A 26833-nucleotide genomic window follows, 5' to 3' on the forward strand; every position below is an offset into this window, starting at 1 on the left:
AAAATAAAGATTCGTATATTTAATACCTTTTAACAAAAGTTTATTCGCGTTTTATTATAAAGCGGAAACTAATTATATTTATTTGCCACTAAATGTTTGAATTATGGAAGCACAAAAGCACAAAATATTGTTATGCGAAGATGATCAGAACCTGGGGCTGGTATTAAAGAATTATCTTGAGCTCAATGATTATGATGTAACATTAGAAAGAGATGGCCGCCTTGGTTTAGCTGCTTTTCAGCGCGAAAAGTTCGAGCTTTGCCTGCTGGATGTTATGATGCCCAATATGGACGGCTTTAAGCTGGCAGAAGAGATCAGGGATATTAATCCGGATATTCCTTTGTTTTTTCTTTCCGCGAAAACGATGAAAGAAGATATTATACAAGGCTATAAATTAGGCGCTGATGATTATATAACCAAACCGTTTGACAGTGAAGTATTGCTGCTGAAAATTAAAGCCATACTTAAGCGGAATGACGACCTGAACAAGGATGCCGCCAATATAGAATTTGATCTTGGTAATTATCATTTTAATCCCAAACTGAGGGAACTTATTATTGCCGGAAAGACACAAACCTTATCACCCAAAGAAAATGAATTGCTGAAAATGCTGGCTGAATATAAAAATGATTTGCTGCCCAGGGAAATTGCGTTAAAGCGCATATGGGGCAGCGATACCTATTTCAACGGAAGAAGCATGGATGTGTATATTGCCAAGCTCAGAAAATATCTTAGAGAAGATCCCAATATTGAAATAGTGAATATACATGGCAATGGTTTCCGGCTGGTAGTAAGTGAATAAAAATTAGTATACTTTTGAATTATCAATAGTTTTTTTCACTACCCGAATAATTATGAACTGCGTAACGCATGGGAATAAAATATTTGTGGGATACCAATACGGCTATCTATTTCCTGCAACAACAGTTTCCGCCGAACGCAGAAAAATTTACAGATGATTTATTGAAAGATGAACGCCCCGTCATCTCTGCCAGTACAGAGATTGAACTCCTATGCTGGAAAACAGTTATCGAAAAAGATTTACAAGTCCTGAGCAATTTCATCAGCGATTCTTTGGTGATAGAACTGGGACAACGATCAAACTAAAAACGGCGGATATACGCAAAGCATATAAATTTAAATTGCCAGACGCAATCATTGCGGGAACAGCTCTTGTTTATGATTTAACCTTGCTTAGCCGTAATATGAATGACTTCAAAAATATTGCCGGACTGAAGATTATTAATCCGTGGGATCTGTAAAAACGCTGAATATACAAGGTTTTTTTCACGTTTCACGTTTGACACAGCACTAGTAATCAATCAATTGCTCCTCAATTAATTCAGGTATCTCACGCCATTCATATTGCTGGTTCCGCAATTGTGGCTCAAAGCCTGCTTCACGTATGGCATCCTGGACAGACCTGTAAGTAAACCGGTGAGGCGCACCCGCGGCGCTCACAACATTTTCTTCTATCATAATACTGCCAAAGTCGTTGGCGCCGGCATGCAAACAAATTTGTGCCGTTTTTTTGCCAACGGTAAGCCATGAGGCCTGTATGTTCTTAACATTGGGCAGCATAATGCGGGAAAGGGCAATCATACGTATATATTCTTCGGCAGTAGTAAGATTGTGCACACCCCTTATGCGGGCAAGCAGTGTATCCACATCCTGGAAAGTCCATGGAATGAATGCTAAAAAGCCTTTTGCATCTGCTGGCTTGCGGCTTTGCACTTCGCGGATCTTTGCTAAATGCTCAAATCTTTCCTGAATGGTTTCTACATGCCCGAACATCATAGTGGCACTGGTAGTAATATGCAATTTGTGCGCTTCATGCATAATATCAAGCCATTCCTGTGCGCCACATTTTCCTTTACTGATCAGCCTTCTTACCCTGTCCGTCAATATTTCTGCGCCCGCACCGGGTAAAGAATCCAGCCCGGCGGACTTTAAAGCCTTCAACACATCATGGTGGCTCATTTTCTCCAGCTTACAAATATGAGCCACTTCGGGAGGGCCAAGGGCATGCAGTTTTATATCGGGGAATTCCTGCTTAATTGCACGAAATGTGCCGGTATAAAAATCAAGACCTAATTGCGGGTGATGTCCTCCCTGTAACAGCAGTTGATCGCCCCCGTATTTTATCGTTTCCTTTATTTTTCTGCGGTAGGCAGGCATATCCGTTATATATGCGTCTGTATGTCCCGGAATGCGGTAAAAATTACAAAATTTACAATTTGCAATACACACATTAGTGGTATTTACATTCCGGTCTATTTGCCAGGTAACTTTTCCATGGGGAACATGCCGTTTACGCATTTCATCTGCCACATACATGAGCTCTGCAAGTGCAGCATTGTGGTATAAAAACATTCCTTCTTCTACGCTAAGAAATTCAAAGCTCAGCGCCTTTTGTAAAATATCTCCGGCATTCATCATTACAATACATATTTTGCTTCAACTGTAAAACTGGCGGATCGCTGGTATACATTTGCTTTGCAAGGATACATAAACCAGTATTTGCAAAATTACTAAGTTTATGAATGATGAACGGGTGGATTTTCTATACAAAAAGAATTAAATTTATGAGCTACATATGAAAATAACATTTGCCTGTTTTGTATTTGTAGCTATACTAATGTCTCCGGGCTTAACCATTGCCGGCCAGAAGATATTTTCCGGCGAGCCTGCAAAGCTGATCACCCAATTCAAATTTCAGCAATTCAGCGGTGGCGTAGTGATTATTCAGGCCCGTGTAAATCACTATCCGGATACTTTGAATTTCATTTTAGATACAGGCAGTGGCGGCATTTCCCTGGATTCTTCTACTGTGGTAGCCTTATCCATTCCCACATTACCTTCAGAGCGAACCATCCGTGGTATTGCGGGCATCCGGAAAGTTAATTTTCTGTACAACGCTACGCTTCATTTACCGGGACTGTCATTAGACAGTCTTAATTTTCACGTAAATGATTATGAAATCCTGTCGAGTGTATACGGGGTAAAAATAGACGGGATAATAGGATATAGTTTTTTTAGCCGGTATATTGTTCATTTTGATTATGATAACCTGCTCCTGTCGGTGTATTCACAGGGAGATTTCAAATACAAGCGCGGAGGTTATATTTTAAAACCGCTGCTTACTTCCATCCCTATTATGCAGGCAGATTTCAGGGATGCCAGGAGATTTAATTCAAGATTTTATTTTGATTCCGGCGCAGGCTTGTGTTTTTTACTTTCGGATGATTTTAACAGGGACAGCGTAGTGCTTAATCCAAAGAAAAAACCGCTGCTTACACAGGCAGAGGGCCTGGGAGGCAAAATGGAGATGCGCTTAACCACGGTAAAGGAAGTGAGAATTGGTCCTTATCGTTTTCGCAACGTGCCTACATATATCTTTGAAGATATCTATAATATTACAGCGTATCCTTACCTCGCCGGTTTAATAGGCAATGACCTGTTGCGGCGTTTTAATGTAACCCTTAATTATGCCAAACGCGAAATACATCTCATTCCCAACTCGCATTACCGCAGCCCTTTCGACTATGCGTACACGGGCCTTGGCATTTATATTGTTGAAGGCAGAATACAGGTGGAAGATGTAATACCGGGCTCACCGGGTGAAGAAGCCGGCTTTAAAGTTGGTGATGTTTTAGTAAGCGTAGGGAATAACCTTTCCAATAATATTCAAACGTATAAAAATATTTTGCAGGCGCCGGGCCAAAGAATAAAAGTTATTGTAAACCGCAACGACAGTCTTATTATTCTTACGCTCCGGCCAGGCAGCATTCTCTGATTTAAAACCGTTTTCCATATATTCCTCCTAATTTTGCATCCTTTCTAAGTTACAGGAATTTATAAGTATGATACAGTTTGAACAATTTGTGCTGCAAAATGGATTAAAGGTAGTTGTGCATGAAGATCATTCCACACCTATGGCAGTTGTGAACGTAATGTATGATGTTGGGGCAAGAGATGAGGATCCCACACAAACAGGATTTGCTCATTTATTTGAACACCTGATGTTTGGAGGTTCCATTAACATACCATCATACGATGAGCCGTTACAACGTGCGGGAGGAGAAAATAATGCGTATACCACCAACGACCTTACCAATTACTATTGCCAGTTACCCGCCGAAAATATTGAAACCGCCTTTTGGTTAGAAAGCGACAGGATGCTGAGCCTGGCCTTTGGTGAAAAAAGCCTGGAAGTACAACGTAAAGTAGTAAGTGAGGAATTTAAAGAGCACTACCTGAATAAGCCTTATGGCGATGTTTGGCATAAAATGCGTACGCTGGCATATAAAAAACACCCTTACCGCTGGATGACTATAGGGGCGGAGTTAAGCCATATAGAAAACGCTTCACTCGAAGATGTAAAGCAATTTTTCTTTAAACACTATCGTCCTGTAAATGCCATACTTACGGTAGCCGGTCATGTTACTTCCGCCCAGGTACAACAGCTTGCAGAAAAATGGTTTGGCGATATCCCGGCAGGAGAAAAATATATGCGTCATCTTCCGCAGGAACCTGTACAAACAGCTCCACGCAAACTCGAAGTTCGCGCCAATGTACCTGTAGATGCATTTTATAAATGCTGGCATATTTACCCGCGTATGGACCGCAGGTACTACACAACAGACCTGCTTACTGAAATATTGAGCGGCGGCGGTTCCTCCCGGTTATTTCAAGCGCTGGTAAAAGAAAAACAAATCTTCAGTAATATTGGATGCTATCATTTTGGAAGCATAGATGCGGGACTGGTAACCATTGAGGGCAAACTGGTGAGAGGCGTTAAAATGGAAGATGCAGAATCAGCTGTAGAAGCTGAGCTCCAAAAAATAAAAGATGCACCTGTTGAAGAAAAGGAATTGCGAAAAGTAAAGAACAAAACGGAAAGCCTGATTGCTTTTGAAGACATGAGCCTGATGAACAGGGCAAGCAGTCTTTCTTTTTATACCCTACTGGGTAATACCAATATGATCAACGAAGAATTGGACAGGTACCAGTTGGTTACAGCCACCGAATTACAGCAGGAAGCCAACATTATTTTTGATCCCGCTAACAGTAATACCATGTATTACTTTGGTAATCATTAAAAACAGAAAGTATAAAGCATGGTGAACAGACAATTTGCTCCCGGAATTAAAGATGCGATAGAATATGCGCTTGAATTAAAACCTTTCCTGAAGTTTACTTTAGATAATGGGATAGCTGTATATACCATTGATGCGGGTGCAGAAGAAGTAGTACAATTAGAACTGGTTTTCAACGCCGGTAACTGGTATGAGCGTGAAAACCTGGTTGCCACCGCCACCAATTACATGCTAAAAAATGGGACTTCAAAAAAAAATGCATTTGATATTAATGAACATTTTGAGTACTATGGTTCTTACCTTAACCGTAACTGTTATAACGAAACCGCCACTATTAGCCTGCATAGTTTAACCAAACATCTTCATGAATTGTTACCTGTTATAGAGGAGCTGATCACCAGTTCCACTATGCCTGAAACTGAGCTGGATATTTACAAACAAAACATGAAGCAAAAGCTTGAGGTTAACCTTAAGAAATGCGACTTTGTATCTAACCGCTTAATTGATGAATACTTATTCGGTATTCATCATCCGTATGGGAAATACAGTTCTACCATAGCTTACGATGCATTGCAACCTGAACAGCTCCGCCGGTTTTTTGACCAGTATTATGCAAACGGGCAATGCAGCATATTTGTTGCAGGTAAACTGCCGGCTAATATTGAGCAACTGTTAAATGAAAACTTTGGAAAGCTTCCTTTAAATAAAACACAGCCTCCGCAAATAACACATACTATAGAAGCCGCAGCGGAAAAGAAATACCGCATCATCAATGATAAAGAAGGAATACAGGGCGCTATTCGTATAGCAAGTCATTTCCCCGGCAATCACCACCCCGACTTTATCAAAGCACAGGTGCTGAATACACTGTTTGGCGGTTATTTCGGCTCACGACTCATGAGCAATATAAGGGAAGATAAAGGGTATACTTATGGCATACACAGCTATATGCAAAACCATATGCATGAAACTGCCTGGATGATCAGTACAGAAGCCGGCAGTGAAGTTTGTGAAGCCACTATTGCCGAAGTGTATAAAGAAATGCAGGTATTGCGTGAAGAAACCGTAACAGCAGAAGAATTGCTGCTGGTAAAAAATTACCTTATCGGAACCATACTGGGTGACCTTGATGGTCCTTTTCATATTATAGGCAGGTGGAAAAACATTATTTTAAATGCATTAGGCGAAGATTATTTTTATAAATCTGTAAACGATATTAAAAGTGTTACCGCTGCAGAAATACAGGAACTGGCGAACAAATACCTGCATCCCGAAAAGTTTTATGAGCTGGTGGTGGTGTAATACTATAACAATAAATTATTGTTCAAAAGCAAAAAGGCTACCCCTTAAAAGGCAGCCTTTATATTACAAACATTTAATCTTATTGAATTTTTTGAAGCGTAATGGTAGCATCTCCAAAGCTTCCTGCTGCAACAGTATGTTTTAATCTTACGCTTAAAATACCCTCACACGGCCCGACATAGTTATCTGCACTGGGAACGGTTTCGCAGGAGATTTCTCCATAACCCAAACCATACCCGTCTCCATATACCTGCTTCGCAACAAAAGTGGTGTTATCGGGTTTAACTTCTACAATAATCGGACGGGCATTATCATCCAAATATTTGAAAGATAAATGTGTATCATCAATCACCGTTACAGCAACAATATCACCGGGCGCATAATCTGCCCAATCATCTGTGACAACTTTAAAATCGCCCGCATAGTCTTCCGGGTTAAACTTACATATCGCTTCATACCGAACGCTTGTGCTGGAGTTGGCTAAAGCAGCAATATTTGCGTTGTATGCAACCCCTGTTAAAGGAAAGGCCTGAAATACCTTTCCTTCTTGTGTTGTGATATTTACGCCTATATCAAATTTATCGCCCAAAACTATAGGAGACCCAAACAGTGTAGCCAACTGAGGTCCGGTAATTTGCAACGATACAGGAAATGTAGTAACTCCATCCTGTAAGGATTTAACATTGGATTTATCTCCATTTTTGATAATAACCACGTCAAATTTTTGCGGTTTAATATCATCTTTATAATAAAGATCTACATTAAACGTTGCGGCAAACGTCTCCGGCTCCTGCGATGAAATGGTTACGTCGGTTGAGGCATCTTTGGTAATCAGTGGCAACGGTACACGCTCAAGATCGGGAACCTTGGCGTTATCATCCTTTCTGCACCCTGCAAAAAGGAACATTGCCAAAATCGCACTATATATTATTGATAATGTTTTCATACTATTATTTTAGATGATTGTCTTTTATTATTAAGGCATCCAGAATACTTTAAATTCAGAAGGTGTTTTTTGCGCGGGGGCATTAGGGTTCGTTTCCAGTTCGTCCTGGGCCCATGGTAACGAAAGCGGATAAGGCAAAGTGCGAAGTACCGGCACTTTAGCCTGTGCGCCTGGATTAATCGGATCGCCATCAATAGGTGGCTGTACAAAGCCGCCTGGCGCCTGTTCAGGATCATTAGGATCGAACATTACGGGGTAACCGGTTCTCCGATAATCCGTATATTGATCTATTGAGCTGCCCATGCTGGATAGCCATTTCTGGGTCATAATAATTTCCAGTTTCCGGTCAGCAGAAGCCGCATCGAAATTGAGCAGTATTTCATCTATATACTTCATCATAGGAGAAGCAGGATCTTCATCAAATACAGCAGGAACAGTTTGCGATGGCTTTACATAGTTGGCAATAGTATAATCTATCTGGTTAAAGGATTCCAATATAGCTGCTTGTAATGTTGCCCTGTCATCGCCGGGTATAATGCCTTCATGAATTAATTCAGCTTCCAGGTATAGCCTGTCAGCGTAAGTAATAAATCTGTAGGGTGCGGCGCCCGTACCACTGTTGGCAGATGCAACACCACCTGTGCCTTCATCATATCTTCCTCCCACCGGGTAAATACCAAACAAGCTAACGGAATTTTGTTGTGACTTGGCCGCGTTTTCGCCTTTTGATCCAAAAATTATGGTAACAAATGCACCATCCCTGTACTCTGTATTGTTATCCGCCTCACTTGTTGCGGTTTCCTGGTTATAAATATAATACGGTATGCGGGGATCTTCTATCCCTGCATTCATTTTTGGATTGTACCCTTTCATAATCTCGTACAACCATGGGCTCACATGATTGGATCTTTGTGTAGCAAAGTAATCACCGAATCCCGGATTCCTGTCATCGGTAGCTCCATTAGGACCGTAAGGAAGCATAAATGATTCTTCTGTACTGCTGATTAAATCTCCGCCGCTGATTAAAGCATTTACAGGGCCGGAAACATCCTGCACTTTCCTTACCTGCGTATATAATTTTAGTTTTATGGTATTGGCAGCCTTTATCCACTTTTGCGTTGAGCCTTTGTAAATCACATCATCATCTTCAGGTGTATTTTCGTTAGCCGCACCTGCGTTGCTTAGATCAGCAATAGCTTCATCAAGCATAGCAAACAACTGAGGATAAATATCGGCTCCCCCATCGAATTTGGGATACCGGATCCCTTCCTCCAATTTACCCACTTCAGAAAAAGGAACATCCCCGAATACATCTACCAACTGACTATACGCATATGCTTTCAACACTTTTGAAATGCCTGCATAAATCATATCATTATTTGCTGTTGCATCTTTAGTAATCTGATCGAGGTTTGCAATGGTGGTGCGGTATAATGTCGGCCATGATTGGGTAAGGAAAAACTCAACTCCTGTAACGGCATAATCGTTTGCTTCCTCGCGGGTGCTCATCTGGTGCGTGTATACGGCCAAATCCTGCGAAAGCCCGGTACCAATTGCGAGGGAATTACCCAATGCAACCTCTGCATTCGTGAGCAAAGTTGTTAAGGGTACTTTTACGGGGTTGTTGGGGTTATCATTTATATCTAACTGCTTTTTACATGAAACAAAAATTAACAGCCCTGATAAAATGAACAATAAGCGCTTTATCGTGTCAGGTATCATAATTAAGAATTTTGGTTATCCATATTATTTTATTAAAAAGTAACCAACAGGTTAATACCATATCTTTTGGTAGTTGGCGCAGCAGACAATTCAAATCCCTGGCTGTTGTCGGTTCCAAAAGAACCTACTTCCGGATCGAAATTGGTATATTTTGGAAAATTAGGCGCCAGGTACCACAGGTTTCTGCCGGTAAAAGTGAGGGACATTGATCCGATAGGCGTTTTGTTGAATATGGATTTGGGAAACTCATATCCAAGAGCAATTTCCCTCAGGCGGTAAACCGTAGCATCATATATGCTGAATTCAATGGGTCCGTTAATACCAAAGCTGGCATTCACACTGCTCGAAGCAAAATATAAATCATTTACCGGAATACGGGTTTGATTGGGGATGGTTTTGCCACCGTCCATAATGGGTTTCTCTGTTAACGGATCACCGTATACACCCGGGATTACAACCGAGGTTTCCCTGTCTTCTGTATCCTTGGTAACGCCGCGACCCATTAAAGAATTTACTGTAACAGAATACAGGTCGCCGCCTTTCGTCATATCAAACAGCACATTAAGCATAAGCCCTTTATAGCTAAGTATATTGGTAATACCCATCTTATAATCGGGATTGGGATTTCCAACATATGCCAGTTCAGTTGACTGTATGAGTGTTCCGGTTTGAGGATTGATCAACAAATTACCCTGGTCATCCCGAACCGCTACTGTTCCCCTGAAATAACCATAAGGCATTCCTGCCTCCAGGTAGGTATTTAAATCCCCAAGCGGGTTATTCGGATTGAGGATCATTCGTGTAACCCCTTCGGTTAATTCTTCAACTATATTTTTGTTTTTAGTAAACACTCCTCTTATCTCCCAGCCAAAATTGCGGGTTTGTACAGGCCTGAGATTTAATGACACTTCTATGCCTTTGTTGCTGATCTTCCCAAAATTAGTATACAATTCCTTATATCCCGAACTGGCAGGAAGTGAAATAGGCGCAAGTAAGCTGGTGGATGTTCTTTTGTATAGGGTAACATTTAAAGAAATTCTCCTCTTTAAAAAACTTAAATCAGTTCCCACTTCAATTTCCTGGGTAAATTCAGGTTTTAGATTAAGATCATAATAGGTTGTTCCCAGTGAAGCGCGGGGTTGTCCGAGGAAATTTGTATTAAAGGAGTAAACATTCTGCAAAGAATAGGGATCGGCATCCCGTCCCACTTTTGACCAGCCGGCTCTTATTTTGCCGTAGTCCATTACATTATTGTTAATCCCAAGCGCATCGCTGAATACAAATGAAAGGGATGTGGCAGGATAAAAATAACTTCTGCTTTCGACAGGTAGCGTAGAAGACCAGTCATTGCGCCCGGTAAGATTCAAAAACAAATAATTTCTGTACCCCAGCGTAAAGTCGCCATAAACACCTATAATACTCCTCTTTGAATAATAGTCAAGATCAAACTTTTGCTGAACCGTATTGAGCAAATTGTGAATACCTTTTGTAATGAATTCGTTGCCGGTGTTTTGCTCATCATCTACCATACGCTGGTTGTAATTGGTTCCCACTATGCCGCGCAAACTAAAATCTTCACCAATATCCGGCGTTAAAGTAAGCATCAGATTGGATTCAATTTCCTGCTTACGATAATTTTCAACAATCAATCTTCCTTTCTGCTCCGCAGCCCTGGACCCAATTTCGGTTACTTCATTCCTGTTTAGTGTAGTAATATTCGTACCAATTGAATAATCTACTTTTATCCATTTAGTAATATTATAATCGGCATGAGCATTCGCTATAAAACGATCTTCATTGGTAGTAGCTACATTGTATTTGGCCGACCATAAAGGATTATCAAATTGGCCTGCCGGACCAGGAACCAGCATATTGCCATTCTCATCTTCAAAGGGTAATTCATAATCCCAGTTTCTTCCAAGAAATAAAGACCTGGCAAACATTGAGGCAGAACCTTCAAACTGGTTTTCCCCAAAATAACCACCTTTTTGAGTGGAGCGGGAATAGCTGAAATTACCCCTGAGATTGATTCCCATATTGAGCCGGGTTGATCCCCCCAAACCAATGTTGTTCCTTTTATAGGATGAATTTTGCACATACCCTTTATGCGACAAATTTGAGGCTGTAAGTGCAACAGAATTCTTTTCGTCTCCGCCACTAAACCCAATGGAATTTTCATACACGGTGCCCATTCTGAACAAACTTTTTGTATTGTTCGGATAAGCTTTATATACAATATTATCCGACGGGAACATATCCGGATACGCCTCCCGGTATCCGTCATAAAGCGGAATGGAATCTCTTGTGCCAAATTTAGCACCCCAGGAACCATTTGAATTAGACCAATTGCCATACGACCCAACCCCATAGGTGTTCTGATATTCCGGAAGATTAGCAATTTGTTCAAACGCTACCGAACTTTTGAATGTCACTTCCATTCCTTTTTTACTTCTGCCTGCACTTCCGGATTTGGTAGTAATAATAATTACACCATTAGACGCCCTGGAGCCGTATAGGGCTGCAGCAGCAGACCCCTTTAACACGTTCATGCTGGCAATATCATTGGGATCAAGACTTGAAAGCCCTGTTGAATAAGCCGTACCGCCAAGGGCCTGGTCGCTTGTAGCCACCTGGTCATTGCTGAAAGGAATACCGTCTACTACTATGAGGGGCTCATTATTGCCAAAGAATGATGTATTACCCCTGATTTGAATACGGGTAGCTGCACCGGGTGTACCCTGGGAAGAACGAATGTCTACACCGGCTACCTTGCCCTGCATACTTTTTAATATATCGGGTTCAGATTTTTGAACCAATGTGCCCGGGTCAACCTTACTTACAGCATAACCCAGAGCCTTTTCGGTTCTTTTGATCCCTAAAGCGGTAACCACCACCTCCTGCAAATTTGTAGCAGATTTTAAGGTTACTGCCAAAACAGACCTGTCTCCAACGGAAATTTCCTGTTCTTCGAAACCGGCGGCACTCACAATAAGCGTTGACTGTGCTCCAACAGAAATGGAAAAATTGCCGTCCTGGTCAGCGGCTACCCCGGTTGTGGTACTTTTTTCTCTAATAGATGCAAAAGGAATGGGATCATCTTTTTCATCGGTAACCCGGCCGGTTACTATTTTTGTTTGAGACCATGCGAATGCTGAGGATAATATAAGCATTGTTAATAGTGATAAGGTTTTTCTCATATTTTTTATTTTAAATGAAGAGGCGGTGCTCCGACTTAATTAACAAAGGACAATTGATCTTAAAATTTTGCTGCTTTTTAAATTTTTGACACTACGCATCCAGAGAATACAGATAATATGATATATGCAGAAGACGTAAAGTTTCTAGTATCGAATGCCCAAACCGGCCGGTTACACTTCTATTTGTGTTACAAATCTACAACACATTAAACGTATATACGAAATGTTCATATTTTTTACCAAAGAATAACCTGTAATGCTTAAAAAGGCTGCCTTAACCGGCAGCCTTTTTGTGTAGCTTTATTTTATTAATATTTGTCAAACCAAAGCTTCTGTGTTATCTGATCCTTTCCTACTGCGGCAGAAGCGGCTTCATAATTTCCTTTATTCAAGTTTTGCTCAACAACCGGGTAAGTAAGTCTCACAATAACCGCCGGAGTTTCTCCGCTGGCAAATAAGGCGCCTGAAGGTATGGGCAATACAGGATAATCCAGACGTCTCCATTGGGTCCATGCATCATACCCCCTGTTATATAAGGCAAGCCACGACTGCAATCCAATTTTCTCTTTATATGTTCCTGGAGCGGCGCTGTATTTTACGGAGGGCTGGCTGCGGTATACCAGTGCATCTTCAGATGTGCCTCCCCATTCTTCAATAGAAGCGTCAATTGCATTGTTATAATGTTCTTCAGCGGTACCTCCTACATCTATGCCTCTTTCAATAGCCTCTGCCTTTAGAAATTCCATTTCCGAATAACTAAAAAAAGTATGTGGAAATTCAGGCGCTGAAAGTGAGGAAGCCGGTGCGGAAAAATCATTGTAAGTGGCGCGATCGCCGGGAACCTGACCTGCATATCCTTTTCCTTCCGTAATGGCTTCATTAAAAAACAAGGGAACTCTGGGATCATTGTACTTTTTTAAAGTATCCATCAAAGTTTTTGCCGCAACAAAATCATGACGCCCACTTTGTATAATATCTTCCCAAACAGGGTTGGTATTTGGGGGCGAGGCTAAAAAATGTATCATGATATTTTCGCTGTTATCATTAATTACATTTGGAGCAGCTTCTAAAATCATTGTCCCGGCAGTGGCAGCGTCAACATCAGCAATCAACATACCCATTCGCATTTTCAATGAATTGCCGAATTTCTTCCACTGAGCTATATCATCATTCAATATAATATCAGCGTTGCCATAAGCGGCATAGTTTTCATCCAGATTTCCTAATGCAGCGTTCAACTTTTCAGTAATCGCTTTATATATTTCGGGCGCTTTATCATAAACAGGTTGCAGATTTTCGATACCCAGCGCTTCAGAATAAGGTATATCGCCAAAACTGGAGACTAAATGATAATAGGCATATACCATCAAAATATCATTAATAGCTTTCCTGTTTTTAATTTCTCCATCTTTAAGCGTTAAGGTTTCCGTTTCGGCCAACTTCGATGATTCTGTAAGATCCTTTATTATGTCCCTGTAAAATTCCGCCCACCACCTGTCGGAAATACTCCGCTGATTAAGATTGTATCTTGTTTCATCACGGTAAATGGTTTCCGTCCAATATTGAACAAAGAGCCTGAAATTATTGGTATTAACATTGGTGCTGGCCATAACATCTGCCAGGTTAATTGCTGCGTTCGAAAACAGCGTTGCAGAGGGAACCTCTGACGGCCGTTTTGGATTCTGATTTAAATCGGTAATGTTTTTCTTGCAAGATGTCAGAAGAAGAATTGTCATTGCGACACAACTAAAAAATATCTTTTTCATAGCTCAAGATTTGATTGTTAAAATTTTACTCTCACATTAAATCCCATTGTACGCACGGCAGGATAGCTACCTGTTTGTATGCCCTGCAAATTTCCTGAACTAAAGCTGTCTTCAGGGTCCGCATAAGGAAGGTTTTTGTGCAGTATCCACAAATTTCTTCCCAACAACACAAAATCAACTCCTTTAATAATGCCCTTATTAAACAGGCTTGCAGGAAACGAATAACCCAGGGATACTTCCCTTAATTTTACATAACTGGCATCATACACAAATCTTTTGTCAGGCGCAGACACATAACTATCAAATTCTCCGTAATTTTCAACACTTGCTCTAACCGTATTCGGCTTTCCATCTTCTGTAACACCAGGTCTTATCAATCCACCACTGGATGCATCATTCGTCAGCGGATCCCGGATAGGATTCCCCAGATCATTGTTACCGGCTGTCTCTTCATACAAGCCCCCTGCCAATGCATAATACATGTCGGTGGAGAAAACAGATCCCCCCTCACGCACATCAATTAAGAAACTTGCAGAAAATCCTTTGTAAGTAACTTTATTGTTAACTCCTCCTATCCAGTCGGGATTGATATTTCCGATGGTGATGTTATTAGTAGGGCTGATAAGATAATTTCCTGATTCATCCACCGTTTTTTGTCCCTTGGTATAAACATAATCAGTGCCGTGAATAGTACCATACGGTTCATTTATAGAAGCATTGATCGTTAAACTCCCCTGGAAATCTCCCAGAACAATGTTATCAATATCGCCATACAATTTGGTTACTTTACTTCTGTTCCTGGTCCAGTTTACATTGATATCCCAGGAAAAATTTTCAGTCTTTACAGGTGTTCCATACACAGATAACTCTATCCCTTTGTTTTGAATTGTTCCGGAGTTTACATATTTCTTTGTATAACCTGTTGCCGTAGATACTGTAAGAGGTAATATCTGGTCTACCGTTTTGGCGTCATAATAAGTAATATCAAATCCAGCACGGGAATCTAAAAAAGCCATTTCCAGCCCCACTTCAAAACTCTTGGTGCGTTCGGGTTTTAAGTCAAGATTATTTTTCGTACCGGATACAGAAAAAAGCGCATTTCCATTATAGGAGGTCACTTCCTGTCCTGAATTTGCATCTATATCACTTACATAAAAATCAGTTACTGTATATAATGGAGCATCGCCGCCTACTTCCGCATAATTTGCTCTTAGCTTACCATACTTAAGCCAATCGGATTTTAATATTTCAGAAAATACAAAACCTGCCGAAACAGAAGGATAATAATAAATATTATTCCCATCCGGCAAAGTAGAAGAGCGGTCACGGCGAATAGTGGCATCCAGCACATAAGTATTTTTATAATCAATGGTGGCGCCGGCAAATAAACCTTCCACTCTCCTGGTACCTTCAGATTCAAGTGGTGGTGCAGGTGTATTAATAGAATTAGCTATGCTGTACAGGTTTGGCACACCCAAACCTCCATTGGTGATTGCATCTGCGCTGGAGCGATATTGCACCCTGGTATTGGATCCAACCAGGGCTTTCAGATTAACATTTTCAGATAGTTTCCAATCGGTATTAGCCAATAAGTCGTAATTAATTTCCCGGTAAGTTTGATTAAAGCGCCTGTAAAAGGGAACACCAACGGAAGAAATTGCTTTGCGTTCTTCCTCAATTTCACTATAACCGTCTAATGAAACTCTTCCTAATATATTTAGCCAGCTTACCGGTTTATAGTTAAGATATACATTCCCGAAATATCTGTCTCTGCTGTCGGTTTCAAAGCTTTGATAACGGGTAAAGTAAGGATTGTCCCAAAACTCAGGTTGTACTTCACCGGATGGCCCAAAATGTTGGTTCCAGGTTACATTTTGTTTGTTTTTCCAATAAGCAGCTTCTAAATCCTTTATATCCACATTTACCTGCCACCATTGCCTGAAATTCGTCATAAGATTCAACGCATTTGCTCCATCATACCCTGTACCAAAACGTCCTTTTCCCGCAATTTTTGAGTAGTTTGCCGATAAACCCGCCGTTAGATTTTCCGCAACTTCATAAGAAGCCGAAAAGTTCAAAAGATCCTTATTCAAGCTGCTGTTAGGCAATACGCCTTTTTCATTATTACGCGTATACCCTAAAGCAAAAGATCCTTTATCGCCCCCGCTTTCAAGAAAAATACTGTTGTTAAACGAAACCGGACTTATAAAAAAAGCAGAAGGATCATTTTTCGCACCTACCCAGGGTGATGATTTACCAAAGGTTGGAGATGCAGGGTCAAAAGCAGTCCAATGATAAACCATTCTTGAAGGATCAAAGGCCGTGCCCCAGGAAGCATCATCATATGTTGGCACTATTTCATCGTCAGTTCCATCTCCATCAACATCTGCAGCGTCAAAATAAGAACCATACCCGGCTCCGTATTTTTTTTGATAGGTTGGAAAAGTGTTTCTGATTATTGAACTTACGGAAACTCCGGAATTAATAGAAATACCTAACCCTCCTTTACCTTTTTTTGTCGTTATCAGTATTACCCCGTTGCTTCCTCTTGATCCGTAAAGCGCACTTGCAGCAGCTCCTTTTAAAATGGTGATATTTTCGATATTATCCGGATTAATATCTGCGGAAGAACTTCCGTAATCATAACCGCCACGGCCCGTAGTTTGATCTGTTGTATTATTATTTGCATTATCATACGGAACGCCATCCACCACAAATAAAGCCTGGTTACTTCCGGTTAAAGATTTGGCGCCACGCAAAAGAACATTGGTGGAGCCCCCCATTGTATTGGTTTGCCTGATCTCCAGACCCGCTACTTTACCACTTAAGTTATTTACAAAATTTGAATTCCTGGATTGACTCACTTCACTTCCCTGAACTTTTTGCGCCGCAAAAGGGAGTGTGTTTTTTGACCGGGTAATACCCAGTGCCGTTACTACTACCTCTTCAAGGTTTCCCTGCGACTGTAATATCACATCATAGGTCATAGCACTGCCAATTTTCAGTTCCTGTTCACCCAAACCGGCGGCGCTAATAATCAGTGATTGTCCTTCCTGTACGTCAATTTTGAATTTTCCATCGGCATCAGCAGTTGTGCCGGTGTTTGTTCCCTTGATCAGAATACTGGCATAGGGGATAACCTGCCCGTTTCCGTCTTTAACCGAACCGGTAACAGTTCGGGTTTGTGCAAACATTGCTATAGAGCATAGCAATAGAATTGCGTTTAGCAATAACTGTTTTCTCATGTTTTAATTTTTAAAATGAAGGGACAAATATACAGAGATTTAAGAAATATCAATTTTTTGTTAAATTTCTAAAAATTAACCCTGTATACACTTTCAGACAATAACCAGCAGTGTTTTGCTGCTTTTTTTGAAAATTTGGAAGAGATGGAACTTTCACTTTTTGTATTATTTTTTTCTTTAATACATAGTAAAGTAACTAATAAATCATAGTAAAAATGACTGCAGGTAAATAACGCATAACTACGATTTTTATAAACCACTACTTTTTATCGGAGAATAAAAAATCAGAACTACTATCGCATTGCGTTCATGGATGAATGAGAGAAGCGGTGAATGCAAGTTAATGTTCTTTGACCCGTTTTGGCCGGTGTAAAATTGACAGTAATACCGGCAACAATACCAGGTTGGTTATTGTAGCAGAAAGCAATGTAAGTGAAGTAAGCCAGCCAAGTGCCTGCGTGCCTCCAAACCCGCTAAAAATAAAAATACTAAAACCGGCAATCAATACTAAAGAAGTATAAATAATACTAATACCTGTGTGATGAATCGTTTGCAGGATCGTAGGCTTTACCATATTATTGTTGGCCGGCAGCTCCTGCCGGTAATTAACCAAAAAGCGGATGGTTACGTCAATGGCAATACCTAAAGCAATACCGAATATTAAAACAGTGGATGGTTTTAGCGGAATGCCCGCCCAGCCCATAATACCGGCAGTTAGCATTAATGGAATAATATTGGGGATCAGGGAACAAATCAATATCCGAACCGATTTAAAAAGGTAAAACATGCATAAGGCAATCAGCAAAAAAGCCCACATGATACTTTCCTGCAATCCGCTTATGATAAAGCGACTGCCTTCTAAAAAAGTAACGCTGGTACCTGTAAAACGCACATCAAATTTGGTTGAATCAAAAAGCTCGTTCGATCTTTTTTTAATATCGGCCAGTATCGGAGGTAACTTTTTACTGCCTACATCGGCCATATTAACACTAATACGGGTTTTTTGCCGCGTGCTGTCCATAAAAGCGTTCATCAGTTGCTGAAAAACATTATTGGCATTACCGGCATCCTCTTTTACTCTTAAATAGTCGTTTACAAACGCACCATCAAAAGCATTGGGCAATGCATAGTTCAGGCTGTCGCCATTATAAAACCCCTGCTTGGCAAATTTCAATGCTTCCACAAGCGATAGCGGACGGGCCATTTCGGGTTTGGCGGCAATATATTGCGAAAGAGAATCAATTTTCTGAAAGATACCCAGGGCCTTCATCCCAACAAATCCATATTTTCTTTTCGTGTCTACAATGATCTCTAAAGGCATAATACCTTCAAAATGCTTTTCAAAAAATTTCAGGTCTGTATAAATTTTATCGGTTTTAGGTATATCATCAACCATATGTCCAACCGATACCAGCCGGAGCATACCCGAAATAGAAAATACAATAACCAGCCCGGTAACAATATAAATTACTTTGGTATGGTTAAACACCCATCGCTCTACCCGGGTAAGCACATTATCCAGCCACCTGGTTTCTAAATATTTAATATGTTTGGGTTTGGGAGCAGGCAAATAACTTAACACTGCAGGAATAGAGGCCAGCGAAATAAAGAATATCGCCATAATGCTAATGCCGGCCACCATACCAAACTCTTTTAATATCGCACTTTTGGTTAAAGCAAATACAGCGAAACCAATAGCGGCAGAAATATTACAAAACAAGGTTACAATGCCCATGCGGCTTACCATTTCTACCAATGCTTTGTTTTTTTCACCCGTATCCAGCCATGAAGTATGGTACTTATTGAGAAAATAAATGCAATTGGGTATGCCAATTACTACAATTAGCGGAGGTATTAATGCAGTAAGCAGGCTGATGTTGTAATGAAAGAGGTGCATAATGCCCATGCTCCATATTACCCCTGTTATAACTACGCCCAATGACAATACAGTAGAACTTATTGACCTGAAGAACAGCATCAGAATTACTGCAGAGATCAAAACAGAACCAATAAGGAACCAACGCATTTCCTTTTCCACCTTAATGGCCATGTTGGTACGTATAAGCGGGAGCCCGCTGATATGCATTTCAATATTATGCTGTTTCCCGAAGCTGTATACAAGTCCTTCAATTTGCCCTATTACTTTTTCCCTTGCTTTGGAACCCAATACATCTTTATTTATTCTTGCGCCTATCAGGTAGGCTTTCGTTTGCGGGTTATACAGTAATCCTTTATAAAAAGGAAGAGAATAAAAAATGGAAACATTACTGTCGAGACTTTGCTGAGAGCTGCTTTGTGCGGGGAATACCGGTTTTACGTTCAGCTTTTGGGTACTGTCGTTTTTTACAAGGTTAATAGCGCCGGGCACGCTCAGCAGGCCTTCCACTTTATCTGTTGCTTTCAGCTTTTTGCACAGCGCTGCATAATCATTAAATACCTTTTCTTCAAACAAACTATCCGTTTTGCAGCCAATGACCAGCATATTGCCATCATCACCAAACTGCTTTTTAAAAGCCAGGTATTGTTTGTACAGTGGATTGTCAACAGGAATGGTTCGCACAAATTCGTAACTGATGTGCACCTGTAATGCGTGGTATAACATGAAAGCCGTGGTAGCGAACAATGCAATTAACAAAACCAACCGATAACGTAATACAAACCGCCCGAGCTTTTGCCACATGATAGTGTTATTGAATTTTACGAAAATGCAAAGAAACTTATTTTTTTGGGGGGGATGGGTATTTTTTTAAATGCTGTAAAGTTATCAGCGGTCAGCTTTCAGCAAAGCAAACATCGGAACTATTAGCTGTTAGCCATCAGACGGATACAATTCTTTAACTAAACACCTACTTACTACTTACCACTTACCACTATCCACTGTCTTCACTACTGACGGCTGAATGCCGATCAACTTACCACTTTTCTGGCTTAGCTTTATGCCTTATCATTCATCGGCATGGTTCACACCACAAAAGGCATTGTATTGCGCACTGTTTCCTATGGCGAAAACTCTGTGATCGTTCTGCTGTATACCGAATTGTTCGGGTTGCAATCCTATATTGTGAATGGCGCACGTACTTCTAAAAAAACTGCTGCAAAAAACAATTTATTTCAGCCGGCCTGTATACTGGAACTGGAAGTATACCATAATGACTTAAAGAACCTGCAGCGAATAAAGGAGGCCAGGTGGCACTATCTTTACCAGGATATTTTTTTTAATATGCCTAAAAATATGGTTGCCCTGTTTATGACAGAGCTCCTGCAAAAAGTTATACGGCAGCCTGAGCACAATCCCGACCTGTTTAATTTTATTGAAGACGCGTATATACAATTAGACAAAGCGGATATAAAAGTTACCGCCGGTTACCCGTTATTTTTCGCACTGCAGCTTACTTCGTTTTTTGGTTTCAGCATAAGGGATGATTACACGCCAGTCAAAAAAATACTGGACCTGCGTGAAGGAGAATTTGTGAAGCATCTCCCTCAGCACCCTCATTACTTAGAAGAACCGGCAAGTGCTGCCATATCACAACTATTAAAAGTAATGCAGCCCTTTGAGCTGCACCATATCGCTTTACCCCTGGCAGTAAGGCGAGAACTCCTTGGGTCCATATTACAATTTTACGCCCTGCATATACAGGATTTCGGCGTTATGAAATCACTTCCCGTGTTACAGGAAATATTGTCGTGAACCGCTTACTATTTTAAGACGGTAAGACGGGTAAGATGGTAAGACAGGCAAGATCGCAAGACAGGCAAGATAGTAAGATCATAAGATGCACCTTTCTGCCATCCTGCTGTCTTATTTTTAATCGTACAAATTTGACAACATTTTGCTATTTTTGGATACAAATGTCCTGAAAAGGGATTCTATATATAATGTTACAGAATTTGTGAGAGCGATTGAAAGTATTGAAAAAAGCGTTTATTTTATTTCAATATAGTTATTCTGGGTTTAGTTGTTATTCGTTTAGTGTATAACAATTTATTTATACAGGAGCCCAAAACCGGGCTGTTCCTCAACAGGATAATAGTGTGCATTTTATTTACTGTAACATCATTCCCTTTAACCAGGCATTATTATTAACTATTTAATATATGCCGAAATATGAGTTGTACAAGCTGTGGAACGGAAACCGGGGGTAAACCTAACGGATGTAAAAGCAATGGTGGTTGCAGTACGGGTGGTTGTAACCGGATGAATGTACACGACTGGTTAACCAATCTTCCTTTGTCTGATGAAGATAGCATGTGCCGGGTAATTGAAGTTTCTTTCAATCATGGCAGCAGAAAAGATTTTTACCGCAACAGTACCGTTCACCTGTTTGAGAAGGGAGATTTGGTGACCGTTGAAGGAGTGAGTGGCTTTGATACGGGAGAAGTGAGTTTATCGGGAGAATTGGTACGCCTGCAATTAAAAAAGAAAGGTGTTGAAGAAAATAATCCTGAAATAAAAAGAATACTGCGCAGGGCAGGCGATCGCGACCTGGAGCTGATGAAACAGAATAAGGCCCGCGAGCCACAGGCGCTGACGCGTGCCCGGTCTATTGCCAGGCAATTGAAATTAGAAATGAAACTTGCGGAAGTGGAATTCCAGGCAGATGGAAGAAAAGCTACTTTTTTTTATACGGCAGATGGCCGGGTGGATTTTCGGGAACTGATAAAAATATACGCTTCCGAGTTTAAGGTAAAGGTAGAAATGAAGCAGATTGGTGCGAGGCAGGAAGCGGCAAAAGTAGGAGGAATAGGCAGTTGCGGCCGCGAGCTCTGTTGCAGCACCTGGCTCACCAGCTTTAAAAGCGTTACCACTATTGCGGCCCGGTACCAGAACCTGAGCATTAACCAAACGAAATTAAGCGGGCAATGCGGACGACTTAAATGTTGCTTGAACTATGAACTGGATACCTATTTAGATGCGCTCCAGGGCTTCCCGGACAATGCCGATATATTAGAAACTGCCAAAGGAAATGCATTGCTTATTAAAAAAGATATTTTCCGCAACCTCATGTGGTATATATTGCCCGACAGCAATAAACAATATCCGCTTTCCATTGTTACTGTACGCAAAATAAAAGAAATGAACGCAAAGGGCGTAAAACCCGAAGCATTAGAAACAGAGGAACTGGTAAGCAGTAAGCCCAAAGAAGTGGAGCCGGATTTTGTAGATGTAGTAGGGCAAATTAGCTTGCGCAGTTTAGAAAAAAATGATAAGAGAAGGAAATTCAAACAAAGGGAGCAAAGAGATCAGCAGGATAGAAACCGCGGTAACGCCAAAAGTGCTCCACGCCCGCCGCAGCAACAAAACCAGCCGAGGCCAACGATCAGGAAAGACAGGGACAAAGGGAAAACGAATTAGGGTTGGCACAAAATCAGGTAATGATATCGTAGTGAGAAGTGAATAGGCAATAGTGAATTCACATCTCAACTCGTGAAAAGATAAACGAAAAACGATTCACCATTCACAACCTTTCACTTCTCACGCCAGCCTGCCGACTGGCAGGTTTCACATTTGACACAACACTATGTGATTGTGATCAGTTGATCGGTTGGATAGTTAACCGGGCTTACCTGTAACCTGCAACTTGTAACATTTTCCCGCTTCCGTTTTTATGTCCTTTTAATTTTATACCCTTTCCAACCATACCATGCTACCACAATAAAGCAAAGCAATGGTATAATATATGCCTGCGCCGTGCCCTTTTCCGACAATAGCCCCATAAAATAAGGCATTAGCGCTCCTCCTACAATGGACATGATCTGGAATGATGATCCTTTTTTGGTATGATGCCCCAGGTCTTTAACTCCTAAAGCAAAAATGGTTGGGAACATAATGGATTCAAAAAAGAAAACACTCATCAGGGAATATACAGACAGCCAGTCTTTACCCCAAACCACTATCACACAAAGAACAATATTGACCAGTGCAAAAATGGTAAGCAGCTTATTTGGCGCAACCTTTCGCATGAGTGCCGTTCCTACAAACCTGCCTATGGTAAAAAGCAATAAACTAATAGAAAGCAGATATGCCGCTTTTGAATTGTCAATTTCGTTTTTTGCCTCGGTACAATAATTTATAAAAAGAGCAGCTATACCTACCTGCGCGGCTACATAAAAAAATTGTGCAATAACGCCATATACGAAATGCGTGTGTTGAAACAAAGGTTTTTTATCCTGCAGCTTATCAGAAACAATTTCGCTTTCTTTAATCTCCGGTAAATAGGTTCTCCAGAACAATACAGCGATAAATAAAACAACTATGGCGATAATAACATATACTAATTTTACGGAATCCAGGTTGCCGCTATCCTTTCCGGATGCGTCATTAAAAAACACATTCGCGGCAATAATAGGTCCTATAAAAGAACCCACACCATTAAAGCATTGCGATAAATTGAGGCGGAATTCGGAGGTTTCGGGCTTGCCCAATACGGTTACATAGGGATTTGCAGCCGTTTCCAGGCAGGTCAACCCGGAAGCCAATATGAAAAGCGCCAATAAAAAAAAATCGAAGCTGGCCATTTGTGCCGATGGGAAAAAAAGAAATGCACCGGTTGCATACAATAACAATCCAAGGATGATGCCTTTCTTATACCCATATTTATTCATAAAAAGGCCTGCGGGCAGGGCGATTAGAAAATAGGCGCCAAAGTAAGCGGCCTGCAACAAAGTAGATCTTGCTTTTGTTACATTCATCGCATCCTGGAAATGTTTATTAAGCACATCTAATAACCCATACGCCAATCCCCATAAAAAAAATAAGCTCGTTACTAAAATAAGCGGGAATAAGTAATTCTTATCATTCCGGGAGGTTGTTGCAACAGGAGCAGAAGTTGAAGTTAAGGCCATGCAATCTTGAATTAAATATATAATTTATTGTAAGGATCTGTCTAAATGCGTATAACCACCATCAACATAAATAATTTGCCCGGTGGTATGGCTCGACCTGTTGCTCAGCAGAAACACTGTCATGTCTGCAATTTCCTCCGCTGTGGTCATTCTTTTTTCCAAAGGAATCTTAGATACAATTTGCGCCAGTTTTTCCTCCGGGTTGGGAAGCGTTTTTATCCAGTTTTCATACAGCGGTGTCCATACTTCTGCCGGCAGCACGGTATTTACCCGTATGGAATAAGGCAATAATTCAACAGCCCATTCCCTGGTGAGTGCATTAACCGCTCCCTTGGAAGCAGCATAACCCGATGTATTGCCCTGCCCTGTAACCGATACTTTAGACCCAATGTTTACGATATTGCCTTTTGTTTTTTTCAGGTAAGGCACTGCAAAATGAGCCAGGTTATAATAATGACTGAGATTTTTTTGAAGGGATTGGAAGAATTTTTCAGGCGATCCTTTTTCAAGTCCCACGCCATCGTTTATACCCGCATTATTAATTAAACCGTCAATCCGTCCGTATTTTTCAACAGCAAAATCAATCACTTCACTACAGGTTTCCGGAGCAGCGAGTTCTGCAGTAAAATAGCTGGCTTTCCCACCGGCTTTTATTATTTCATCTGCAATGGCCTGGTTATCTGTTTTATTTCTTCCTGCAATTACTACTATGCCTCCTTCTGCTGCAATGGTTTTGCTGATAGCGGCGCCAATGCCTTTAGCGCCACCTGTAACGATAAAAACTTTATTGCCAAGGTTCAGGTTCATATTGTGTATTTAAAATAAAAAAAGATTTTCAGCATCAGAGAGGCGAATGCCGCTGCCATACTCTTAGCTTAAGACAATCAGAGGTTGTAAAATTGTATGGCATTTAGTCCAAACACTTTCTCCCGTTCTTCTTCCTCATAGTTTTCCATATATTTCTCCAGCAAACTTTTCCATTGCACATACATACCCGAAACTAAAATAACCGGCCAATCGCTGCCGTACATTAGCCTGCCGGTACCAAAAGCTTCAAATACCACATCAAGATAAGGATAAAAATCGCCGGCGCTCCACTCTTTCCAGGCGGCTTCGGTAAATAATCCGGATAATTTACAATACACGTTAGGATGACTGGCAATTTCCTTCATCCCTTTAGCCCAATCATCAATGGCTTTATGCTTAATATCTGGTTTGGCACAATGATCAATAACCAGCTTCTGACCGGGAAACAACGACACAAACTCCATCGCAGGCTGCAACTGGTGGTGATAGATCAACACATCATACGTATAATTAAAAGCCTTTAATGCTTTGACACCACGCTGAAAATCCTTTTGCAGCAAAAAATCGTTGGGCTCACCCTGCACAATATGCCGGTAACCTTTTACAGCAGTATATTCCGAAAAATGCTGTAATCTTTCTTCCACGTTATCAGCCCGCAGATCTATCCATCCCACTACCCCTTTTATAAAAGGATGCGTTTTGGCCAATTCGCACAAAAAACGGGTTTCTACTTCCGACTGATCAGCCTGCACAGCTACACATCCGTCTACATCATTCCGCTTTAAAGTAGATTCTAATGTTTGGGGAATATAATCCTGCTGTAATACTTTCATATTATCCATCCAGGCATCCCGCTTCCTGTCGTATTTCCAAAAATGAACGTGTGTGTCTATGCAAGTCATAAAGTAGTAAGTGATTAGTGGTAAGTGATACCAAACAAGCCTGAACAAATTTATTTTACTTCAATTTTACTTTGTACGGATTTAGTTAACCCTACAATAATTTTCGTTACTTCTTCACAAAAGAATAGCAAATCATTCTTTTTTGACACTTCAATATGCTTTAATCGCTCTGCTAAATAACACATAGACTTTACTTCATTACTGGAATTTCCGGCTATTCCCAAAAAACACATAAATTCTCTTTTATGTTATAGCATCACAATGTACACCCTCACTTACCTCTTACCCTCTTACCTCTTACCTCTATTTGATATACCCCCAAAACTGTTCTGCCAAAAACCTGTTGCCATCATCGTTCATATGCACGCCATCTGTAGTAAAAATGCCTGAATTTTTATCTTCAGGATTATGCTTATTGATGTAGTCAATAATATTTTTATGCAGGTCTATAAGCTCAACATTTTTATTTTTAGCGATCCTGCGTACAATCTCTGCATATTTATTCAGGTCGCCGTCCAGTTCATTAACAAAGCCTTTTTTTTCACCAACCACCGTAGGCGTGCAAATCACTACTTTGGCGCCTGCCGCCTGTATTTTTTCAATGATCCGGTTGTAAAATTTCTCAAACTTGTCCGGATCTGTTCCTGTTCCAAAACTTCTTTTATGCCATACATCATTTATCCCCACATATATAAAAACCAGGTCGGGTTTTTTAGACAATACATCCTCCTCCAGCCTTAAATAAAGATCATACACTTTATTGCCGCCAATGCCGGCACCCACCAGGTCAAAAGCCTTATCCCTGCCGTTTTTTACCAGCATTTGCTGTAACAAGGTAATATAGCCATTGGGCGCTACGCCTGCCTGAGTAATGGAATCACCGAAAAAGATAACTTTCTTTTTTTGCATAGTAAACGCAGATAAAGAAACTACAGCAAAAATAAAGGAGGAGTATAACAGTAAGCGTTTCATACAATTGTTATTAAAATATATACGACATT

The 26833-nt window shown here is 40.7% G+C and carries 18 protein-coding genes and 1 pseudogene; 7 read left to right on the forward strand and 12 right to left on the reverse strand.

The window, feature by feature from the left end; genetic code table 11:
* Positions 1-103: 103 nt before the first annotated feature.
* A complete protein-coding gene (locus FRX45_RS15520; RefSeq protein WP_152269359.1) occupies positions 104-802 on the forward strand; it encodes a response regulator transcription factor in 699 nt (232 codons plus the stop codon).
* Between the two features lie 68 nt (positions 803-870).
* Entirely contained in the window at positions 871-1107 is a 237-nt protein-coding gene (locus FRX45_RS15525; RefSeq protein WP_152269360.1) for a PIN domain-containing protein, read from the forward strand.
* A 204-nt stretch (positions 1108-1311) separates the two neighbouring features.
* Here FRX45_RS15525 and mqnC read toward each other — a convergent pair whose 3' ends face one another.
* Positions 1312-2439: a cyclic dehypoxanthinyl futalosine synthase gene (mqnC, locus tag FRX45_RS15530; protein WP_226805409.1), complete on the reverse strand. Its 1128-nt coding sequence runs from the start codon at positions 2437-2439 to the stop codon at positions 1312-1314.
* Positions 2440-2596: 157 nt separating this feature from the next.
* Here mqnC and FRX45_RS15535 point away from each other — a divergent pair, with 157 nt between their 5' ends.
* The 3 genes from FRX45_RS15535 (at position 2597) to FRX45_RS15545 (ending at position 6401) form a co-directional block, all read left to right on the forward strand.
* Positions 2597-3796 carry an aspartyl protease family protein gene (locus FRX45_RS15535; RefSeq protein WP_152269361.1) on the forward strand — a complete coding sequence of 400 codons (1200 nt, stop codon included), beginning with the start codon at positions 2597-2599 and terminating at the stop codon, positions 3794-3796.
* A gap of 67 nt (positions 3797-3863) precedes the next feature.
* Complete coding sequence (locus tag FRX45_RS15540; protein WP_152269362.1) at positions 3864-5102, forward strand: M16 family metallopeptidase; 1239 nt, start codon at positions 3864-3866, stop codon at positions 5100-5102.
* Positions 5103-5120: 18 nt separating this feature from the next.
* Positions 5121-6401, forward strand: a complete 1281-nt coding sequence (locus FRX45_RS15545; protein ID WP_152269363.1) for a M16 family metallopeptidase — start codon at positions 5121-5123, stop codon at positions 6399-6401.
* Positions 6402-6480: 79 nt separating this feature from the next.
* Here the strand turns inward: FRX45_RS15545 and FRX45_RS15550 are convergent, their stop codons facing one another.
* The 6 genes from FRX45_RS15550 to FRX45_RS15575 all read right to left on the reverse strand — a co-directional run bounded on the left by FRX45_RS15550 (position 6481) and on the right by FRX45_RS15575 (position 19957).
* Complete coding sequence (locus tag FRX45_RS15550) at positions 6481-7347, reverse strand: hypothetical protein (protein WP_152269364.1); 867 nt, start codon at positions 7345-7347, stop codon at positions 6481-6483.
* Positions 7348-7377: 30 nt separating this feature from the next.
* Entirely contained in the window at positions 7378-9069 is a 1692-nt protein-coding gene (locus tag FRX45_RS15555; protein WP_152269365.1) for a SusD/RagB family nutrient-binding outer membrane lipoprotein, read from the reverse strand.
* A 32-nt stretch (positions 9070-9101) separates the two neighbouring features.
* Positions 9102-12266 (reverse strand): SusC/RagA family TonB-linked outer membrane protein, encoded by a 3165-nt coding sequence (locus tag FRX45_RS15560; protein ID WP_152269366.1) that lies wholly within the window; start codon positions 12264-12266, stop codon positions 9102-9104.
* 308 nt (positions 12267-12574) lie between these two features.
* A complete protein-coding gene (locus FRX45_RS15565) occupies positions 12575-14032 on the reverse strand; it encodes a SusD/RagB family nutrient-binding outer membrane lipoprotein (RefSeq protein ID WP_152269367.1) in 1458 nt (485 codons plus the stop codon).
* A 17-nt stretch (positions 14033-14049) separates the two neighbouring features.
* Entirely contained in the window at positions 14050-17277 is a 3228-nt protein-coding gene (locus tag FRX45_RS15570; RefSeq protein WP_152269368.1) for a SusC/RagA family TonB-linked outer membrane protein, read from the reverse strand.
* A gap of 340 nt (positions 17278-17617) precedes the next feature.
* Positions 17618-19957: an efflux RND transporter permease subunit gene (locus tag FRX45_RS15575; protein ID WP_152269369.1), complete on the reverse strand. Its 2340-nt coding sequence runs from the start codon at positions 19955-19957 to the stop codon at positions 17618-17620.
* A gap of 276 nt (positions 19958-20233) precedes the next feature.
* Here FRX45_RS15575 and recO point away from each other — a divergent pair, with 276 nt between their 5' ends.
* A complete protein-coding gene (recO, locus tag FRX45_RS15580; protein ID WP_152269370.1) occupies positions 20234-20968 on the forward strand; it encodes a DNA repair protein RecO in 735 nt (244 codons plus the stop codon).
* A gap of 417 nt (positions 20969-21385) precedes the next feature.
* Positions 21386-22633 (forward strand): PSP1 domain-containing protein, encoded by a 1248-nt coding sequence (locus FRX45_RS15585; RefSeq protein WP_152269371.1) that lies wholly within the window; start codon positions 21386-21388, stop codon positions 22631-22633.
* Positions 22634-22884: 251 nt separating this feature from the next.
* Here the strand turns inward: FRX45_RS15585 and fucP are convergent, their stop codons facing one another.
* From fucP to FRX45_RS15610, 5 genes and pseudogenes are all read right to left on the reverse strand, one after another.
* Positions 22885-24123, reverse strand: a complete 1239-nt coding sequence (gene fucP, locus FRX45_RS15590) for an L-fucose:H+ symporter permease (RefSeq protein WP_152269372.1) — start codon at positions 24121-24123, stop codon at positions 22885-22887.
* 24 nt (positions 24124-24147) lie between these two features.
* Positions 24148-24930, reverse strand: a complete 783-nt coding sequence (locus FRX45_RS15595; RefSeq protein WP_152269373.1) for an L-fucose dehydrogenase — start codon at positions 24928-24930, stop codon at positions 24148-24150.
* A 77-nt stretch (positions 24931-25007) separates the two neighbouring features.
* Positions 25008-25832, reverse strand: coding sequence for an amidohydrolase family protein (locus FRX45_RS15600; RefSeq protein WP_152269374.1), 825 nt, complete (start codon positions 25830-25832; stop codon positions 25008-25010).
* Between the two features lie 50 nt (positions 25833-25882).
* Positions 25883-26068 (reverse strand): annotated as a pseudogene (locus FRX45_RS23855) (four helix bundle protein); the annotation flags it as partial.
* 67 nt (positions 26069-26135) lie between these two features.
* Positions 26136-26804 carry an SGNH/GDSL hydrolase family protein gene (locus FRX45_RS15610; RefSeq protein ID WP_152269376.1) on the reverse strand — a complete coding sequence of 223 codons (669 nt, stop codon included), beginning with the start codon at positions 26802-26804 and terminating at the stop codon, positions 26136-26138.
* Positions 26805-26833: the final 29 nt, after the last annotated feature.

This window comes from Agriterribacter humi, assembly GCF_009192765.1.
In the GTDB taxonomy this organism is placed as follows: Bacteria; Bacteroidota; Bacteroidia; order Chitinophagales; family Chitinophagaceae; genus Agriterribacter; species Agriterribacter humi.

Bases quoted from the DNA above. Each gene is read 5' to 3' on its own strand.
- FRX45_RS15575 (WP_152269369.1), bottom strand. From the start codon at position 19,957: ATGTGGCAAAAGCTCGGGCGGTTTGTATTACGTTATCGGTTGGTTTTG.
- FRX45_RS15535 (WP_152269361.1), top strand. From the start codon at position 2,597: ATGAAAATAACATTTGCCTGTTTTGTATTTGTAGCTATACTAATGTCT.
- FRX45_RS15555 (WP_152269365.1), bottom strand. From the start codon at position 9,069: ATGATACCTGACACGATAAAGCGCTTATTGTTCATTTTATCAGGGCTG.
- FRX45_RS15525 (WP_152269360.1), top strand. From the start codon at position 871: ATGGGAATAAAATATTTGTGGGATACCAATACGGCTATCTATTTCCTG.
- FRX45_RS15540 (WP_152269362.1), top strand. From the start codon at position 3,864: ATGATACAGTTTGAACAATTTGTGCTGCAAAATGGATTAAAGGTAGTT.
- FRX45_RS15550 (WP_152269364.1), bottom strand. From the start codon at position 7,347: ATGAAAACATTATCAATAATATATAGTGCGATTTTGGCAATGTTCCTT.
- FRX45_RS15565 (WP_152269367.1), bottom strand. From the start codon at position 14,032: ATGAAAAAGATATTTTTTAGTTGTGTCGCAATGACAATTCTTCTTCTG.
- FRX45_RS15610 (WP_152269376.1), bottom strand. From the start codon at position 26,804: ATGAAACGCTTACTGTTATACTCCTCCTTTATTTTTGCTGTAGTTTCT.
- FRX45_RS15570 (WP_152269368.1), bottom strand. From the start codon at position 17,277: ATGAGAAAACAGTTATTGCTAAACGCAATTCTATTGCTATGCTCTATA.
- FRX45_RS15545 (WP_152269363.1), top strand. From the start codon at position 5,121: ATGGTGAACAGACAATTTGCTCCCGGAATTAAAGATGCGATAGAATAT.
- FRX45_RS15585 (WP_152269371.1), top strand. From the start codon at position 21,386: ATGAGTTGTACAAGCTGTGGAACGGAAACCGGGGGTAAACCTAACGGA.
- FRX45_RS15600 (WP_152269374.1), bottom strand. From the start codon at position 25,832: ATGACTTGCATAGACACACACGTTCATTTTTGGAAATACGACAGGAAG.
- recO (WP_152269370.1), top strand. From the start codon at position 20,234: ATGGTTCACACCACAAAAGGCATTGTATTGCGCACTGTTTCCTATGGC.
- FRX45_RS15520 (WP_152269359.1), top strand. From the start codon at position 104: ATGGAAGCACAAAAGCACAAAATATTGTTATGCGAAGATGATCAGAAC.
- fucP (WP_152269372.1), bottom strand. From the start codon at position 24,123: ATGGCCTTAACTTCAACTTCTGCTCCTGTTGCAACAACCTCCCGGAAT.
- FRX45_RS15560 (WP_152269366.1), bottom strand. From the start codon at position 12,266: ATGAGAAAAACCTTATCACTATTAACAATGCTTATATTATCCTCAGCA.
- FRX45_RS15595 (WP_152269373.1), bottom strand. From the start codon at position 24,930: ATGAACCTGAACCTTGGCAATAAAGTTTTTATCGTTACAGGTGGCGCT.
- mqnC (WP_226805409.1), bottom strand. From the start codon at position 2,439: ATGATGAATGCCGGAGATATTTTACAAAAGGCGCTGAGCTTTGAATTT.